Source organism: Marinimicrobium hydrolyticum, assembly GCF_030848505.1.
Taxonomy (GTDB): Bacteria; Pseudomonadota; Gammaproteobacteria; order Pseudomonadales; family Cellvibrionaceae; genus JAVDDU01.
Genome location: NZ_JAVDDU010000014.1, coordinates 1 through 15,628, shown reverse-complemented (window position 1 = coordinate 15,628; position 15,628 = coordinate 1). Strand labels below are relative to the sequence as shown.

The window sequence follows — 15,628 nt, the reverse complement described above, 5'->3', positions numbered from 1 at the left end:
AGCGCTATGACGATAATTACTGATTTTTTAACGCGCGCCACCCCCAAAATGGCCGCTGTTGTACTGGGCGCCACGCTGATGGTGGGTTGCGCCCAGCACCCTCATGAGCATCTGGCGGACCCCAACCTGGTGCCCGTGGCGAAAGGCAATTTCGACCATGTGTTCCTGGCACCAGATACCGCCCTGCCTCGCTTCAGTAACGTGTATATAGAGCCGGCTGAAGTGCGCATGAGCGACTACTGGCTAAAAGACCGTCGCCGGGACTACACTCAGCGGGATCTGGACCGCATCGAGCGGGACTATGGCCGTCTGTTGACGGAAGCGCTTGCGCGTGGTCTGACCGCAGACACCGGAGTGGTGGTTACTGACGATCCAGAACAAGCCGACGTTATTTTCCGGCCCGTGCTGCGCTCGTTGAATCTTTACGCACCGGATACCGCGATCCGGCCCACCCGCCAATACGCCCGGGAAGCCGGGAACGCCACCTTTGACCTGACGCTGGTGGACGCCCGCACCGGCCAGGTCCTGGGGCAATTTATCGACCACCGGGAAACTCAGGGGCTGCAGCGTATTGAAAAGGCTAACCGGGCTACCAATCGGCGCCACTTCCGCCGCCTGATGGACCGCTGGACCGATAACCTGACGGATTACCTTCTGATTGGCGGCACGGTGCCGAGTGCAGGCTGATCGCCGGCCCTCAGCCAGCTTACCCTGTAGAAAAACCAGCTCAGAGAAAGGCGCGTTTGGTTCACCCGGCGCGCCTTTTGCGGCTATAATGCGCGTCGCCGCAGACCTCGGTTAAGCAGGACTCGTTAAGTGGGTTCGGCAAGAGAGATCGGTAAAAGAGGTCGGTCAGTTTTTATTAAGAGGAATTACACTGTGCGTCTATTTAACAAGAAAGTCGGCCTGGTTGTGGCTTTGTGCCTGGGCCTGATTTCCGCTGCGGCCGTGGCTCAGTCGGACCGAGTCAATGAAGCTATCAAGTCCCGTCTTGCCCCCGTGGGCAGTGTGTGTATGGCTGGCGAACCTTGCGCCAGTGGCGAGGTCGCAGACCAAACCGTCGGAGCCCGCGATCCAGAAGACATCTACAATACCTCCTGCGCCACTTGCCACAATGCTGGCGTCGCTGGCGCCCCAGTGTTGGGTGATGCGGATCAGTGGAACACCTTGATTCAAGAGCGGGGCATGGAAGCGATTTACAACAATGCCATTAACGGCATTGGCGGTATGCCCGCCATGGGCCTGTGCACGACCTGTTCAGAAGAGGAAATGAGGGCTACGGTCGACTATATGATCGAAGAAAGCCAGTAAGCTTGATCACCCGGAATGGCGCTTGCCGTTCCGGGTTTCTTTCCTGCATCACCCCAGCCTCTCTACACCTCTAAGAGGTTCGCCGAAATTCGAGGAAGTTCGTGACATTTCGCGAATTTTATTTGCTTTTCAAGCCAATCAAAACCGCCTTATTCAAACATATCCAGCAGACTGTTCAGGGTTTCCTCGCCTCGGGCATGATTCTTTTCCGGGCTGAGCTCACCAAAACCTTCGTACTCCAAGTCCTCTGCAGGCAACTCTTCCAGAAAGCGACTGGGCGTGGTGTCGCTGATGTCCCCAAACTGTTTGCGCTTGCCGGCCAGGGTCAGGGTCAAGGTTCGCTGGGCGCGGGTGATGCCCACATACGTCAGGCGCCGCTCTTCTTCGATGTTGCCATCTTCGATGCTGTTTCGGTGGGGCAGAAGGTCCTCCTCCATGCCCACCATAAACACATGAGGGAATTCCAAGCCCTTGGAGGCGTGCAGAGTCATTAGCTGCACCCGGTCGGTCAGGTCTTCTTCTTCCTGGCGCTCCAGAAGATCCCGCAGGACCAGCCTGGCGATGGCGTCCTGAATGGTAGTTTCCTCGCCGTTTTCGTCCTTTTCCATGATTTTCGCTAAGGATTCGGCCAAGTAGTTGACGTTTTCCCAGCGCCGTTCGGCGGCTTTGGGCGTGCTGGAGTTCTGATGTAACCAACCCTGGTAGTCCATGTCCTCCAGCATTTCGCGAATGGCGCTGACCGCCTGCTCGCCTTCGCAGCGGCGCGTGACTTGGTTGAGCCAGTGGGTAAACCGGCGCAGGCGCTCCAGGCTGTTCTTGGGCAATTGGCTCTGCAGGCCCATTTCGTCCACGGCGGCGAATAGGCTGATTTCCCGCTCGGTGGCGTAGCGCCCCAGGGCTTCCAGGGTGCTGGTGCCGATCTGGCGGCGGGGCGTATTGATGGTGCGCAGAAAGGCGTTGTCGTCGTCGGGGTTAACGATCAGCCGCAGATAAGCCATTACGTCTTTGATTTCCGCCTTGGCAAAGAAGGAGGAACCGCCGCTGATTTTGTAGGGAATCTGATGTTGCTGGAGCTTCATTTCCAACAACCGGGCTTGGTGGTTGCCCCGGTACAGAATGGCGTAGTCCCGAAATTTGTACTGCTTGCGCAACCGCTGGGTAAGAATTTCCGTAGCCACCCGCTCGGCTTCCGCGTCTTCGTTGTTGCAGCGAAGCACGCGAATGGAATCGCCCAGGCCCATTTCACTCCACAGCGCTTTCTCAAATTCGTGTGGGTTGTTGGCGATTAGGGTGTTGGCCACGCGCAGAATACGGCTGGTGGAGCGGTAGTTCTGCTCCAGCTTGATCAGCTTTAAGGCGGGAAAATCCGATTTGAGTAGGGACAAATTCTCCGGCCGGGCGCCGCGCCAGGCATAGATGGACTGATCGTCATCCCCCACAACGGTCAACGCGCCCCGGTCGCCCACCAACAGCTTTACCAATAAGTACTGGCTTGAGTTGGTGTCCTGGTATTCATCCACCAACAAGTAACGGATACGGCGGCGCCAGCGGGTGAGCGTTTCCGGGTCGCGCTCCAGCAGTTGCACGGGGATCAGGATTAAGTCGTCGAAATCCACCGCGTTGTAAGCCCGCAGCGCTTGGTTGTAGCGCTGGTACACCAGGGCGATGGTTTGCTCCCCGGCGCTTTGGGCCGTGGCCAAGGCTTGGTCCGGGTCCACCAGGTCGTTCTTCCAGTTGGAAATCTGATGCTGGACGAGGTTGAGGTGGTCACTGTCCAGCTCACCCTCTTTAAGCATCAGCTCCTTGATCAGAGCGCGGGCATCCTCGGCGTCGAAAATGGAGAACCCAGGCTTAAAACCCAGGGCCTTGGCCTCGCGGCGAATCATGTTCAGGCCCAGGTTGTGAAAGGTGGACACAGTCAGCCCGCGGGCGGCTTGGCCCTTCACCAATCCGGCAATGCGCTCTTTCATCTCCCGGGCGGCCTTGTTGGTGAAGGTCAGCGCGGCGATGTGGCGGGCCGGAATATCGCACTTTTCGATCAGATAGGCGATTTTCCGGGTAATTACGCTGGTTTTACCGCTACCCGCCCCCGCCAGTACTAGGCAGGGACCATCGATATAGCGCACGGCTTCTCTCTGGCGGGGATTGAGTTGGGTCACGGAACCTCGGTGTACTTCGGAGAGCGATAAGGGGCGGCGGGCATTGTAGCAAGCCCCGGTGGGGCTGCAACGTGCACAACCGGCAAAAATGTTTATTATGCGCCACGGGTGGTGTAGAGTCGCTCTTTCAGCTCCCCCCAAGAGAATTTGACTCGCCAGGATACGGATAGAAGGAGTTTGCTGTCCGTCACTGAGACCAGTGGAAGCGCACATGGACAGAATCGTCAAAGTATTATTTATTGATAGCGAGGAAGGTGAGTACTTACTCATTGCCGACCTCCTATCACAAATACACCATACCGATTATCAACTCGTCTGGCACCCACGCCTGGAGGGCGCCCTTCAGGCCATATTGGCCGATGACTACGATCTGGTTCTGCTGGACTACTATTGGGGTGATGAGAACGCCCGCGAACTGCTCAAGGCCGCCAAAACCCAGGCCTGCCAAGCGCCCATTGTGGTTATGACCGATGAGATGGAAACCGAGGTGGACCGGGATGCCATTCGCGGCGGCGCCTCTGATTACCTGATCAAAGGTCAGATCGACAACCTGTTGCTGGAACGCACCCTGCGCTACTCCATTGAACGTAAGCGCACTGAACAGCACCTGAGCCGCTTGGCCCATTACGACACCCTCACCGATATCCCCAACCGCATCTTGTTTCGGGACCGCCTGGAGCACGCCATTCGCCTGGCGGACCGGGACAACACCTCTTTTACTCTCATGTTTATCGACTTGAACGGGTTTAAGCAGGTGAACGACAGCTTTGGCCACGATATCGGCGATGAAGTTATCCGTATGTGCGCCGACCGGCTAAAAGAATGCATGCGCCGCAGCGATTCCGTGGCCCGCATGGGCGGTGACGAGTTCACCCTGCTGCTGGAAAACACCGACAGCAGCACCGATGTGGCCCATGTGGCGGAAAAAATCATCGCCCGTGTGGGCGACGTTTACCAGGTGGGCGGTTACGAGCTGACCATCGGCTGCAGCGTGGGCATTGCCGTTTATCCCCAAGCCGGCCGGGACGCGGAAGTGCTGCTCAAAAATGCGGACATGGCCATGTACCAGGCCAAGCAGCGGGAGGAAAGCAGTTTCCGGTTTTTCACCGAAGCCATGAACCAACAGGTACACAGACAATTGCGGCTAGAATCGGATCTGCGCACGGCGCTCAATCACGATCAGCTGACTCTCGTCTATCAGCCGCGTATCGACATCCACAGCGGCACCGTTATTGCCGTAGAAGCCCTTCTGCGCTGGCGACACCCGGAACGCGGACTGCTGGATGCCAGCGAGTTTATTGGTGTGGCGGAAGACACCGGCCTGATTACTGCCATGGGTTACTGGGCCATCGCCCAAGCCTGCGAGGATCTGGTGAAAATACGCCAGGCCTGCCGTATGGACTTGTTAATGTCGGTGAACATGTCGGTACGGCAGTTCAATGATGACCAACTGGTGCAAAATACCGCTCGCATTTTTGCCAACACAGGCGTGCGCGGCGACGACATCGAGTTTGAGCTCAGTGAAACCAGCTTTATGGAAAACGTCGACTTGGTTAGCCTGTGCATGCGCCCCCTGTCCTACCTGGGCGTGACGTTCGCCTTAGATAACTTCGGGACCGGCAGTTCATCCTTTTTGCACCTGCAACGGCTACCCATCAGTTCGGTAAAAATCGATTCCCAGTTTATGACCGAACTGGCCAGCAAGCGCAGTGATCGCAGGCTGGTGTCGGCCATGATCACCCTGGCCCACAACTTGGGCAAAACTGTGGTGGCTGAGGGAGTGGAAACCAAGCAACAGAAAGACTGGCTTACGGAAAGCGGCTGCGACCATATGCAGGGCTATTATTTATGTGCACCCCTGCCCTTCGACAGCTTGTGCACGAAACTAAAAAACGGCTCGCTCCTAACACCAGAAACGCATCCCACGCCTGCCAACGCTACAGTCCCTGCCGATCCAGAGTCCGGTAACTGAGCGCCTCGCTGATGTGTTCGGTTTTAAGCGCGGCCGCCGCTGCCATATCCGCCAGAGTCCGAGCCACTTTCAATACCCGATGGTAAGCGCGGTTGGATAAGCCCAGTTTTTCAATGGCATTTTCCAGTAACTGACGGTCACTCGGGCTCAAGGAGCACACCCGTTCCAGCTCTGGAACGCTGAGCTGATGATTGGGTTTGCCCTGGCGGTCCACCTGCCGGGCGTGGGCATCTATGACGCGAGCGCGCACGGTGGCGCTGTCCTCTCCATCCGGCTGGCCCTGCAGTTCACCCCGACGCAATTGGCGCACCGGCACATGCATGTCGATGCGGTCCAACAAGGGCCCGGAAATTCGGTCCCGGTAACGTCGAATCTGATCCGGCGAGCAGCGGCACGCTTCCTGAGTGGAACCCTGATAGCCACAGGGGCAGGGGTTCATGGCCGCCACCAACTGAAAAGCCGCGGGGTATACCGCTTGTGCTTTGGCACGGGAAATACGCACTTCACCGCTCTCTAAAGGCTCCCGCAATACCTCCAAGACTTGCCGCTGAAACTCCGGCAACTCATCCAAAAACAGCACACCGCCGTGTGCCAGGGAAATCTCCCCGGGTTTTGGATTACTGCCGCCGCCCACCAGAGCAATGGCCGAAGCGGTGTGGTGCGGCGCTCGAAACGGGCGCTGATGCCAAGGTCGCTCGCCGCAGCTGGTCGCCACGGAATAAACGGCCGCAACACTGAGCATGTCCCGATCGCTCAACGGCGGCAGAATTCCCGGCAACCGACTGGCCAGCATGGTCTTCCCCGTGCCCGGCGGGCCGTACATTAACAAGTTGTGGCCACCGCTGGCGGCGACTTCCAGAGCACGCTTGGCTTGCGCCTGGCCTTTCACATCGCGCATGTCCAGAAACGTGGGCGTGGAGGCGGGCTGTACGGGCTCGGCCTCCGGCAGGGCTTCGCGTCCATGTAAGTGAGCGCATACTTTCAGAAGGTTGTCAGCGGCGTATACCTGGGTGTGGGTACTCAGGGCCGCCTCGCCGGCATTGTCAGAACTGATAATTAATTGGCGCTGGTCATCGCCCGCCGCCAGGGCCGCCGGCAGTGCGGCGGTAATAGGTCTTAGCTCTCCAGAAAGCGCCAGCTCGCCCAGAAATTCACAGCCACTTAAAGCTTCTTTGGGAATCTGCTCCGAGGCAGCAAGAATGCCCAAAGCAATGGGCAGGTCGAAGCGGCCGCCCTCTTTCGGGAGATCGGCGGGAGCCAGATTGACGGTGATTCGGCGGGCGGGAAATTCCAAGTGGCTGTTGAGAATGGCGCTGCGCACCCGGTCTTTGCTTTCTTTAACCGCAGTTTCCGGCAGGCCGACGATATTGAGGGCAGGCAGCCCGTTGGACAGGTGCACCTCTACGGTGACCAGTGGCGCGGCAATTCCTTGCTTGGCGCGAGAGTGAACTATGGCGAGTGACATGTGCTTCCCTGCTGTGTCTGGTGGAGATCCTTTACTATAAAACAAACCCCGTGACAGGCAAAACTGCCTTCGGGGGCGAGCGACTTTTTAGCTCTGGGGTTTTTGGCGATCCAGGTTTGTCTGTAATTCAGTAAGCTGCTTCTCCAGGGCTTCCAACCGCTCGCGGGTGCGCAGGAGCACCGCCGCTTGAGCGTCGAACTCTTCCCGCGTTACCAAATCCATGCGCTCCAGGGCGGAATTCAGCGCGGCTTTGAATTCTTTCTTCGGCAGTAAATCGGCGGCGTCGGGGAGCTTTTCGTTCAGTTCGTTCACGAAACGTTGGGCAAAATCGGAAAACATGGCAGTGATCTCGGTTGGGCGCTGGCGTGCGCCGGGGTTCGTATGGCATTCAGTGTACCGCTGGTCCTGGGCCCTGTCAGCCGACAATCTCGCGGAATTTACGCTTGTCGGAGAACATACCATACCGTATAGTATTATTTTCTTTCACGGAGTGAACCTTATGAATGCAACGCGTTTTAGCGGGTACTACCTAATCGCTACAGGAGTGATACACAACACGCTCGGTTTGGTGATGGGCTGGGACATTTTGGCCGGCATGCACCAGGATGGCTGGTGGAACACCATCGAAGCGGGCGGCCAAATCAATTTTGCCCGCAGTGCCATAGCCTGGTTTTTACTGGTGGGCTTTTTCTGGATGCTGCTGGGTTACCTAATGCAGCAATGGGTGCGCCACAGTAACCGGCCCCTGCCCGCCTCGCTCGGTTGGGGTATGTTGGCGGCCGGCGTGAGCGTGGCCATTGTACTTCCGGTTTCCGGTGCCTGGCTGTTTATCCCCCAGGGGCTGTTGATTTTGTGGCCGCATCGGCCGGTAATGAAGGGGTTGGCGGGTGAAGCTCACTAAAACGGACTGGCTTGAACGCGGGCTGGCGGTTCTGGCGCAATACGGGCCGGAACATTTGAAAATCGACCGGCTGTGTGCGCATCTGAAGGTGACCAAAGGCTCTTTCTATCATTACTTTGCCAGCCGCGATGACTATACCGACACCCTGCTGAGCTACTGGCAGCAACGTAACACGCAGGACATTATCGCTGCGGTTGACGCTGTCTCCGACCTTCCCTCACGCAGCCGTACGCTGGCCGCCATCACTCAAAACATGGATACCAGCCCGGAAAACGCCATTCGCGCCTGGGCGCGGTACCAACCGAATGTGGCCGAGCGTTTGGCTCAAGTGGATCAGGAGCGCATGGATTATTTGACGGAGCTGATCAAACCGCAACTAAACCAACCGGCCCAAGCATCGACAGTAGCCAAACTGGTGTACGCCCATCTGATTGGCGTCCAACAATTGGGTGAATTGGTGAGCGCCGAGGAGTGGCGAAACATGGACGACTTGCTGCAAGCGGTTTTCATCGGCCAACCGGTTAAGGAAGGGTTATGAATTTTCTGTTGCTCGCCGCCGGGCTCAACTTCGCTGCCGCAGCCGCGCATGTAGGAATTATCTTCGGCGGTCCCGCCTGGTACCGATTCTTCGGCGCGGGCGAGCGTTTTGCCCAGCTTTCTGAACAGGGACATCCGTGGCCCGCTTTGGTGACGGCGGGCATTGCTTTGGTGCTAACGACCTGGGGCGTTTATTGCTTAGCCTTGGCGGGAGTGATCACTCCCCTGCCCGCCATGAGCTGGGTCGTACTCGGCATTGCGCTTGTTTATGCTCTGCGGGCGTTGCCGACGCTATTACTTGCGCCCTGGGTACCCGCTTTTCGCACTCCATTTATGATTTGGTCGTCCCTGATTTGTGGGAGCTTTGCGGTGGCGCACGGTTTGGGGCTTTGGCAATTGAGCTGAACGTTGGGTGGTTTTTGGATCCCCGCTTTCGCGGGGATGACGAAGAGCGGGCGGGAATGACGAAGAACGTGCGGGGATGACGAAAACCCAGCTGGGAAGACGAGTTCTGGCGAGAATGATTAACTCGGATGGATGACTAAAATAGATTGAGACGAAGACTGGGCAGTAATGCCCTCGTCAACGGGCTCGCTTTAGCTCGTCATTCCCGCGAAGGCGGGAATCCATTAACCTTGCTCTCGCCCCCGACGATAGTTACCGTTTCCGCCTATAAAGACGCATCGCCAAAGGACCAAAAACGGCGGTGAGAATCACCGGCGTAAGCAACGACAAGCCCAACTGCCCCAAGGTTACCCCGCCGCTCATCAAACCGCGCAAGGCACTGACCAAATGCGTTACCGGATTAAATGCCACCAGCGTTTGCAAGAAATCCGGCATGGTGGCGGGGTCCACATAGATGTTAGACACAAAGGTCATCGGCATCAGCACCAGCCAACTGATCGTCATCACGGCACCAGGCGTGCGCAGTATTAAACCCAACACCGTAAACACCCAGCCCAGGCCAAAACCGAACACATTCAAAAGCACCAACGCTAACAGTACGCCCACCAAACCCTGCTCCGGTCGGTAGCCCAGTACCAGCCCGATCAACACCACAATGATGGAAGCGCCGGTGTAGCGCAGCACATCCCCGAGCATGGCGCCCACCAAAGGCGACGGCGCCCAGATGGGCATGGATTTAAAGCGATCGTAAACGCCCTTGGAAATATCCGTATTCAGAGTCACGCCGGTGTACAGGGATGTGAACACCACCGTTTGGGCGAGGATGCCGGGCAAAAGAAACTGCAAATAATCAGCCGTAGAACCCGCCAATGCGCCGCCAAAAAGATAGGTGAACATGACCGTGAACATAATGGGCGTTACTAAGACGTCGAACATCTGTTCCGGCACGTACTTAATTTTTAGCAGCGCCCGCCAGCCGAACGCCACGGTATTGGACCAGGCGCCAGGGTTAGCAGGGCGTTCACGCACGGCGATGGTTCGCACCAGATTCGCGCTGGGCTCAAGGGAAACACTCTCTTGATTCAAGGGCGGGTTCATTGTGGTTTCGTTGCTTTGGTTCATTGAGCCGCTCCCTCAACATCTTTCGCCGCCCGCGTCGGTTCAGGTGGCCGCCCGGTCAGCGCCAAAAACACTTCATCCAGGCTTGGTTGGCCCATGGAGAATCCCGCCAGTACGATGCCCGCTTTAGGCAACTCGGCCAACGCTGCGGTCGCCAGACTGCTGTCGGAATACTGCACCGTTAGTGCTGTAGGGTCGGGCTCCGGGTGCACGGCCGTAAGCAAATAATCGGACAGTATCTGTCGCGCCTGCTCCCGCTGCTCTGGCTCTTGCAGTTGCACATGCATAACGCCGCTGCCGACAGAGGCTTTCAGTTCACGACTGGTGCCCTCGGCAATCACCACGCCGTGATCAATAACCGCGATGCGTTCCGCCAGTTGATCGGCCTCCTCCAAATACTGAGTGGTAAGCAACACGGTGGTGCCTTCAGCCACCAGCGCGCGCACGATATCCCACACCTGATTGCGCGAGCGCGGGTCCAGGCCGGTGGTGGGTTCATCGAGGAAAATCAGATCTGGCGTCACTACCAAAGACGCGGCGATATCCAAACGCCGTCGCATGCCACCCGAGTAGTTTTTGATTTGCCGATTGGCAGCGTCGGCCAAATCAAAGGCGGCCAAGAGTTCATCCGCCCGGGCTTTGGCGGCCCGGCCTTTAAAGCCCAAGAGGCGCGCCAGTAAAATCAAGTTTTCCCGCCCGGACAAGTCCTCATCCACAGAGGCAAATTGCCCCGTCAAACTGATGCGCGAGCGCACGTGGTGTGCCTCGGTCACAATGTCGTGCCCCAGCACTTTGGCTTGGCCACTGTTGGGAGGCAGCAGTGTCGCGAGCATGCGCACCAAAGTGGTCTTGCCGGCGCCGTTGGGTCCGAGCACGCCATAGACGCTTCCCCGGCGAACGTTCAAATCCACACCGTTAACGGCTTTGGTGGTGCCAAAGTGTTTGGTCAGCTGGCGGGCTTGGATGGCCAGCTCGTGTTGAGAGGACACTGGATAACTCCTTTTGTGGCAAAGTCGGCAAGGTATCACAGAGTGTGACCTGAATTTGTTAGAAAATGTGCGGCTTCTTCGACCACCAGCCTTCATCGCTTATGGACCCGCTTTCGCGAACTACTAATAATCGGACTAGCTGCTTCGTAAGCAAGCCCTTGGGCCGCGCAGGGTGAGTGTTCAGCAAACGTCGTGAACCTCGTCCCTACGCGCTCCCGGCGCTTCGGGACACTCCTCGCTTCCCTGCGAGTCGTCCGTGGGGACTGCCTCACCGGAGCGCCGGCCGAAAGGTCCCTCTTTTGAGGCTTGCTGAACACTCACCCTACACGACCCTGGTTGTATCAGACTACCAAGTTCTTTTCCCCTAAAATCAGTTGCCGCCCCGCCTGAACTCGGTAATACTCGGAAGGATCAAGTGCCAATTCATAATAAGGAAGATCCCAATGCTGTTAAGCAATCTCGAAATCGTCCCCGGTCGTAAAGTCAAAGAACATCTGGGGCTGGTCCAGGGCAGTACGGTGCGCGCCAAACATGTGGGCCGCGATATCGCCGCGTCATTTAAAAACGTCTTCGGTGGCGAACTCAAGGGTTACACCGAGCTGTTGAACGACTCCCGCGAAGAAGCCATGAGCCGCATGTCGGCGCAAGCGGAAGCCATTGGCGCCAACGCGGTGTTGAATGTGCGTTTTTCCACCAGTTCGCTGACCCAAGGTGCGGCGGAGCTGTTTGTATACGGTAGCGCCGTGGTACTGGAGGACTAAACCGTGGAACTCCTCCTTTCCATCCAACTGATTGGCCCAGTTGTCTTTGTACTGCTGTTGCTGGCCACCGGGTTTTTCTCCGGCCGCTATCTGGAGCGTAAACATTACGCTCGCATCATTGAGGACGAAACGGCACCCGGCCAGGTGATGGTGTTTGCCGAACGGCTACCGCCACCGCGCCTGCCCGCCCCGCAAACTCAGCTGGTGATGGGTTCAGTGGTGATTTCCGTAGATTACTACAAGCGCTTCATTGCCGGACTTCGGCAACTGATCGGCGGCCGTTTGAACAGCTACGAATCTCTAATTGACCGCGCCCGTCGCGAAGCCTTGCTTCGCATGCGCGCTGAAGCCAAAAAGCTCGGCGCCCAGCAAGTGTTCAATATTAAATTCGAGACTGCCGCCATTTCCGGCCGTGGCCGCGAAAACTCCGTGGGCTCTCTGGAAGTTTTGGCATACGGCACAGCACTGATCGACGGACGTTAACGTGGGTTATACCAACCGCCAACCGCCCGAAGGCATCAACAACGTTGAAACCGGCTGGCAGCGGGATTTTGTCATTCTGGTGGTCGGCTTTTTTGCCGTCATGGCCCTGCTCATCTGGTTGCTGGTGCAGGTGTTGGGCTGGTCCGCTCGATGGGTCCCCTTCAGTTGGGAACAGGCGCTGACCCGTAGCCTGGAGGAAACTCTGGAGCCGAATGAGCAACAGGTTTATCTGCAAACCTTCGCCGATCAACTGGCGGAAGCTGGCGGCTTGGATGAGAGCTTAAGCATTGTTGTCCATTACGAGGATCGCAAAACCGTTAACGCGTTTGCCACCTTGGGTGGGCACGTGTTCATTCTCCGTGGGCTGTTGGAGGAAGTAGAAACAGAACAAGCCCTGGCCTTTGTCCTGGCCCATGAAATTGCTCATGTGCACTACCGACACCCGGTGCGAGCCGCCTCCCGGCAGCTGGGCTTCACTGTGGTGATGGCGATGGTGTTTGGTCGCACCGACGTGGGCACCTTGGTGGGCACCGGCGGCCACATGGCTATGCTGGACTATTCCCGCAAACAGGAATTGGAGGCCGATGCCTGGGCGCTGCACGCGGTGCACAATCTTTACGGCCATGTGGAAGATGCCGACGCTTTGTTTCGCTGGCTGGACCAGCAAACCACTTCACCACCCGCCTGGTTGTCCAGTCACCCCAACACGCGCGAGCGGATTCAATATCTCAATGCTCTAGCGCAAGAACACGGCTACCCCCTGGAAGGCGAAACCACGCCTTTGCCCGCCTGGGCTCAAGACTGACCGGATCTTACTTCACCTCAACGATTACGGCCTTGCCCCCGCGCCTTACCAGTCCAATCTTCAATGTTGATCCCGCACGTTTGTCGACCGTGAAGGCTCCTGATGTCTTTACGTAACTTCGGTGATAGGACGTACTGTGACTCGAGATCGTCTCACCCGATTCGTCCTTGCACCAAATCACCAAGGCGCCCGCCTTATCAAACTGAACCCGGTAAGGTCCTTCGCACTGCCCCCTTCTGGAGGGTGTATGGTGTTGCAAAGTAAGCGTTGCCCCGGGGTTTGTACCCAGCCGATTTGCGCCCGCGCGAAGGTCGTAAGCCAGACGCGTGGCTGGGTCGGTCATCACCTCACAGGCGGCCAGAAAAACCAGGGCGAGCGCCAACAGACTTACGTAAATTTTCGGCATGCTTGGGGGTCCTAACGGAAATTCGGGGAGAGGACAATAATGATGACACAGTTGACTGTGAAGCCAGCCAGGAGTTCGTCAACTTCACGTAGAATTGATGGCGAAGACCAGTCGCCTAAGCCCCCGGACTCTTCGCCATAGCCCGGGGCCGAGTTCGCTGGGGAGGTTTGTTGGCGAGCTTAGTTAGTCGGAGCGAGTTGATTTAACACGCGCTGGTGAATGTCCACATCCTCATCACTAAATAGCGCGAATCGAATTCGTTTAACGCACTTCAAGGTTGGCAGCGCGTCCAGCACCGTCGCCATGGCTACTTTCGCAGCGTCTTCCTTGGGATAACCGAAAGCGCCGGTGGATAGTGCGGGAAAGGCTATGCTGGCGACGTCATTCTGCTCAGCCAGTTGTAACGCCTGCCGGTAGCAGGAAGCCAATAACTCGTTCTCTGGCTTGTCCGTGCCGTAAACCGGGCCCAAACAATGAATGACATGGCGGTTCGGTAGTTCATGGGCTCTTGTGATCACAGCCTCGCCTGGCTTTATTGGCGCTAACGGTTGGCATTCCTTCTCAAGCCCGGGACCCGCCGCTCGATGAATAGCGCCCGCCACACCACCGCCAGTTCGCAGTTGCGCGTTAGCTGCGTTGACGATGGCGTCCATGTCCGGTTGATCAGTAATGTCGCCGCGAATACATTCCAATGAGACACCGTGAAATCGGTTGGTCATAATTCACCTCCGGTTTTCAGTTCATCATCGCCAATACTGTAGCACAGTGCAATTGCCTATTTTTCTTTTAGCCAGCGTTTCCGCAACCGCTCGGCCAGTGGTTTTTCCAGTAGGTATGTGCTGGGAATGGCGATCAAAAGCATGCCAATGATTGCCCAGAGCAATTGGCCGTTACCCCATTGGGGATTGATCATCACGGCGACAAAACACGCAGTCATAACCATGTTCTGCCAGATGAAAATCGAAAACCCGGTTTCCCCTAAAAAGTTCATACCGCGCAAGCTGAAGATCCGTGCCGCGAGGCCATTGCCACGGGCAAGGTCGAGGATTAGCACCAGATACAAAGGCATTACCAAGCCATGGCGCAAGAAAAACTTCAGGGTGTCGCCGATGCCGGGTAGGCACGCAATAACAATCACCGTGACAAGAGCTAAATCACCCCACGCCCACCAGCGCCCGGTTGAACCCTTAAAATCTGGATTAAAACGAGAGATGGAGAATACCCGGCTTAGCAGCATGCCGGCCGCAAAGTGCGGCACCCAAAACAGTGGGGTCGAACCGATAAAAATTTGCCAGTTCAACGGCGCTTCCGTCCCGGGCGGGAAAAACAGGGTAAAGATCATGGTCGGCACTAGGGATATCAGCGGCATGGCCAGCAGTAACCGAAACATCTGGCGGCGATCGAGCCCGCTCATAACCCTCATCAGCCAGGGCATAATCAAGTACAGAAATACCAGCGTCGACAATGCCCAAGTGGGCCAACTCCACATTGGAACCCAAGGGGCGTACCAGGATTGCGTGAGTGTGAGGCTCGCCAGGGCGCTGGGAACAAGCTCGCCCCAACCCATACCTCGACTAAGGTGCATCGGCATCATCATTAAAATTGCCAAGATGATTAACACCATGTGAATGGGATAGAGCCGCGTGAAGCGCATCACCCAAAAGCGTCGGGGCGAGGTGCTTAACTTTCCGTCCGGGCCCCAGTAGAGGTAGGACAAAATAAAGCCGGACAATAGAAAGAAGAAGCTAGTGGACATCCACCCTTGAGATAAAAAGGTCACTAATACATCGGGAAGACGGCCAAAGTCGGCCATGACATTTTCAAACCCCTCGGGGTGCTCCATATCGTATAGAGACCAGAGGTGGAACACATAAATGTGAAAAATGGCAAAAAAGCGGATACCGCTGAGCGCGGGTAAAGTTTGTCGGTTCGCTACCGACGCCGTAGACGGGTGCCTTTCCATGGTGAGCCTTCTTTTTGCTTTTGTTTGAAATGGGGCGCTAAATCAGGACGCAGCTTACTCCGGGCGCCTAATAGGGGTCAAATACAACTGAGTCAAGTTTCGAAAAGACGAGGAAGCTTTCGTAAAGACGGGACGCCCTGAGTGGTTAACCAACGAATGGATTCCCGCTTTCGCGGGAATGACGAAAGCTGAGGAGCCATTTATCTTCGTGTCTTAATGGATTCCAGTGTTTGCGGGCATGGCGAAAGCGAAGAGGCCATTTACCTTCACGTCTTAATCGGTTCCTGCGTTTGCGGGAATGGCGAGAGCCCCCTATCGTCATCCCCGCGAAAGCGGGGATCCACTTCTCGAA

General features: G+C 56.9%; 17 protein-coding genes. 9 read left to right on the top strand and 8 right to left on the bottom strand.

From position 1 onward, the window contains the following. The first annotated feature begins 6 nt into the window (after positions 1-6). Both RBH33_RS16880 and RBH33_RS16875 read left to right on the top strand, forming a co-directional pair. Positions 7-687 (top strand): DUF3313 domain-containing protein, encoded by a 681-nt coding sequence (locus tag RBH33_RS16880; RefSeq protein WP_306733394.1) that lies wholly within the window; start codon positions 7-9, stop codon positions 685-687. Positions 688-879: 192 nt separating this feature from the next. Continuing rightward, entirely contained in the window at positions 880-1,311 is a 432-nt protein-coding gene (locus RBH33_RS16875) for a c-type cytochrome (protein WP_306733393.1), read from the top strand. Between the two features lie 149 nt (positions 1,312-1,460). Here RBH33_RS16875 and rep read toward each other — a convergent pair whose 3' ends face one another. Continuing rightward, on the bottom strand, positions 1,461-3,470 hold the full coding sequence (rep, locus tag RBH33_RS16870) for a DNA helicase Rep (protein ID WP_306733392.1): 2,010 nt from the start codon (positions 3,468-3,470) through the stop codon (positions 1,461-1,463). Positions 3,471-3,681: 211 nt separating this feature from the next. On the opposite strand from rep, the gene RBH33_RS16865 reads away from it, so the two are divergent. Then, positions 3,682-5,442, top strand: coding sequence for a putative bifunctional diguanylate cyclase/phosphodiesterase (locus RBH33_RS16865; RefSeq protein ID WP_306733391.1), 1,761 nt, complete (start codon positions 3,682-3,684; stop codon positions 5,440-5,442). Here RBH33_RS16865 and RBH33_RS16860 read toward each other — a convergent pair. Further along, complete coding sequence (locus RBH33_RS16860) at positions 5,408-6,907, bottom strand: YifB family Mg chelatase-like AAA ATPase (RefSeq protein ID WP_306733390.1); 1,500 nt, start codon at positions 6,905-6,907, stop codon at positions 5,408-5,410. The genes RBH33_RS16865 and RBH33_RS16860 overlap by 35 nt on opposite strands. Before the next feature lie 87 nt (positions 6,908-6,994). Beyond that, positions 6,995-7,246 (bottom strand): accessory factor UbiK family protein, encoded by a 252-nt coding sequence (locus tag RBH33_RS16855; RefSeq protein WP_306733389.1) that lies wholly within the window; start codon positions 7,244-7,246, stop codon positions 6,995-6,997. A 160-nt stretch (positions 7,247-7,406) separates the two neighbouring features. Here RBH33_RS16855 and RBH33_RS16850 point away from each other — a divergent pair, with 160 nt between their 5' ends. Genes RBH33_RS16850 through RBH33_RS16840 form a run of 3 tightly spaced genes read left to right on the top strand, consistent with a single transcriptional unit; the run spans position 7,407 to position 8,750 of the window. Further along, a complete protein-coding gene (locus tag RBH33_RS16850) occupies positions 7,407-7,808 on the top strand; it encodes a DUF6463 family protein (RefSeq protein WP_306733388.1) in 402 nt (133 codons plus the stop codon). Further along, positions 7,795-8,346 (top strand): TetR/AcrR family transcriptional regulator, encoded by a 552-nt coding sequence (locus RBH33_RS16845; RefSeq protein WP_306733387.1) that lies wholly within the window; start codon positions 7,795-7,797, stop codon positions 8,344-8,346. Before RBH33_RS16850 ends, RBH33_RS16845 begins: the two co-directional genes overlap by 14 nt. Further along, positions 8,343-8,750 (top strand): hypothetical protein, encoded by a 408-nt coding sequence (locus tag RBH33_RS16840; protein WP_306733386.1) that lies wholly within the window; start codon positions 8,343-8,345, stop codon positions 8,748-8,750. The genes RBH33_RS16845 and RBH33_RS16840 overlap by 4 nt, the downstream gene beginning before the upstream one ends. A gap of 252 nt (positions 8,751-9,002) precedes the next feature. On the opposite strand, the gene RBH33_RS16835 is transcribed toward RBH33_RS16840, so the two are convergent. Together RBH33_RS16835 and RBH33_RS16830 are read right to left on the bottom strand one after the other, a co-directional pair. Then, positions 9,003-9,872 (bottom strand): ABC transporter permease, encoded by an 870-nt coding sequence (locus RBH33_RS16835; protein WP_306733385.1) that lies wholly within the window; start codon positions 9,870-9,872, stop codon positions 9,003-9,005. Next, the gene (locus RBH33_RS16830) at positions 9,869-10,858 is read right to left on the bottom strand and encodes an ATP-binding cassette domain-containing protein (RefSeq protein ID WP_306733384.1); all 990 of its coding nucleotides are present in this window, start codon (positions 10,856-10,858) and stop codon (positions 9,869-9,871) included. The genes RBH33_RS16835 and RBH33_RS16830 overlap by 4 nt, the downstream gene beginning before the upstream one ends. A 443-nt stretch (positions 10,859-11,301) precedes the next feature. Here RBH33_RS16830 and RBH33_RS16825 point away from each other — a divergent pair, with 443 nt between their 5' ends. The 3 genes from RBH33_RS16825 to RBH33_RS16815 are packed head-to-tail and all read left to right on the top strand — an operon-like array spanning position 11,302 to position 12,907. Next, complete coding sequence (locus RBH33_RS16825; RefSeq protein ID WP_306733383.1) at positions 11,302-11,619, top strand: YbjQ family protein; 318 nt, start codon at positions 11,302-11,304, stop codon at positions 11,617-11,619. A 3-nt stretch (positions 11,620-11,622) separates the two neighbouring features. Then, positions 11,623-12,102 carry a YbjQ family protein gene (locus RBH33_RS16820; RefSeq protein WP_306733382.1) on the top strand — a complete coding sequence of 160 codons (480 nt, stop codon included), beginning with the start codon at positions 11,623-11,625 and terminating at the stop codon, positions 12,100-12,102. Position 12,103: 1 nt separating this feature from the next. Continuing rightward, positions 12,104-12,907, top strand: coding sequence for a M48 family metallopeptidase (locus RBH33_RS16815; protein WP_306733381.1), 804 nt, complete (start codon positions 12,104-12,106; stop codon positions 12,905-12,907). Positions 12,908-12,914: 7 nt separating this feature from the next. On the opposite strand, the gene RBH33_RS16810 is transcribed toward RBH33_RS16815, so the two are convergent. The 3 genes from RBH33_RS16810 to RBH33_RS16800 form a co-directional block, all read right to left on the bottom strand. Then, positions 12,915-13,313, bottom strand: a complete 399-nt coding sequence (locus RBH33_RS16810) for a hypothetical protein (protein ID WP_306733380.1) — start codon at positions 13,311-13,313, stop codon at positions 12,915-12,917. 179 nt (positions 13,314-13,492) lie between these two features. Beyond that, on the bottom strand, positions 13,493-14,032 hold the full coding sequence (locus RBH33_RS16805) for a macro domain-containing protein (protein ID WP_306733379.1): 540 nt from the start codon (positions 14,030-14,032) through the stop codon (positions 13,493-13,495). A 56-nt stretch (positions 14,033-14,088) separates the two neighbouring features. Continuing rightward, positions 14,089-15,276, bottom strand: coding sequence for an acyltransferase family protein (locus RBH33_RS16800; protein WP_306733378.1), 1,188 nt, complete (start codon positions 15,274-15,276; stop codon positions 14,089-14,091). Positions 15,277-15,628 lie beyond the last annotated feature (352 nt).

What these genes read in the sequence shown, in the direction of transcription:
- RBH33_RS16880 (WP_306733394.1), top strand. Translation starts at nt 7, where the DNA reads ATGACGATAATTACTGATTTTTTAACGCGCGCCACCCCCAAAATGGCC.
- RBH33_RS16865 (WP_306733391.1), top strand. Translation starts at nt 3,682, where the DNA reads ATGGACAGAATCGTCAAAGTATTATTTATTGATAGCGAGGAAGGTGAG.
- RBH33_RS16860 (WP_306733390.1), bottom strand. Translation starts at nt 6,907, where the DNA reads ATGTCACTCGCCATAGTTCACTCTCGCGCCAAGCAAGGAATTGCCGCG.
- RBH33_RS16855 (WP_306733389.1), bottom strand. Translation starts at nt 7,246, where the DNA reads ATGTTTTCCGATTTTGCCCAACGTTTCGTGAACGAACTGAACGAAAAG.
- RBH33_RS16850 (WP_306733388.1), top strand. Translation starts at nt 7,407, where the DNA reads ATGAATGCAACGCGTTTTAGCGGGTACTACCTAATCGCTACAGGAGTG.
- RBH33_RS16840 (WP_306733386.1), top strand. Translation starts at nt 8,343, where the DNA reads ATGAATTTTCTGTTGCTCGCCGCCGGGCTCAACTTCGCTGCCGCAGCC.
- RBH33_RS16835 (WP_306733385.1), bottom strand. Translation starts at nt 9,872, where the DNA reads ATGAACCAAAGCAACGAAACCACAATGAACCCGCCCTTGAATCAAGAG.
- RBH33_RS16825 (WP_306733383.1), top strand. Translation starts at nt 11,302, where the DNA reads ATGCTGTTAAGCAATCTCGAAATCGTCCCCGGTCGTAAAGTCAAAGAA.
- RBH33_RS16810 (WP_306733380.1), bottom strand. Translation starts at nt 13,313, where the DNA reads ATGCCGAAAATTTACGTAAGTCTGTTGGCGCTCGCCCTGGTTTTTCTG.
- RBH33_RS16805 (WP_306733379.1), bottom strand. Translation starts at nt 14,032, where the DNA reads ATGACCAACCGATTTCACGGTGTCTCATTGGAATGTATTCGCGGCGAC.
- RBH33_RS16800 (WP_306733378.1), bottom strand. Translation starts at nt 15,276, where the DNA reads ATGGAAAGGCACCCGTCTACGGCGTCGGTAGCGAACCGACAAACTTTA.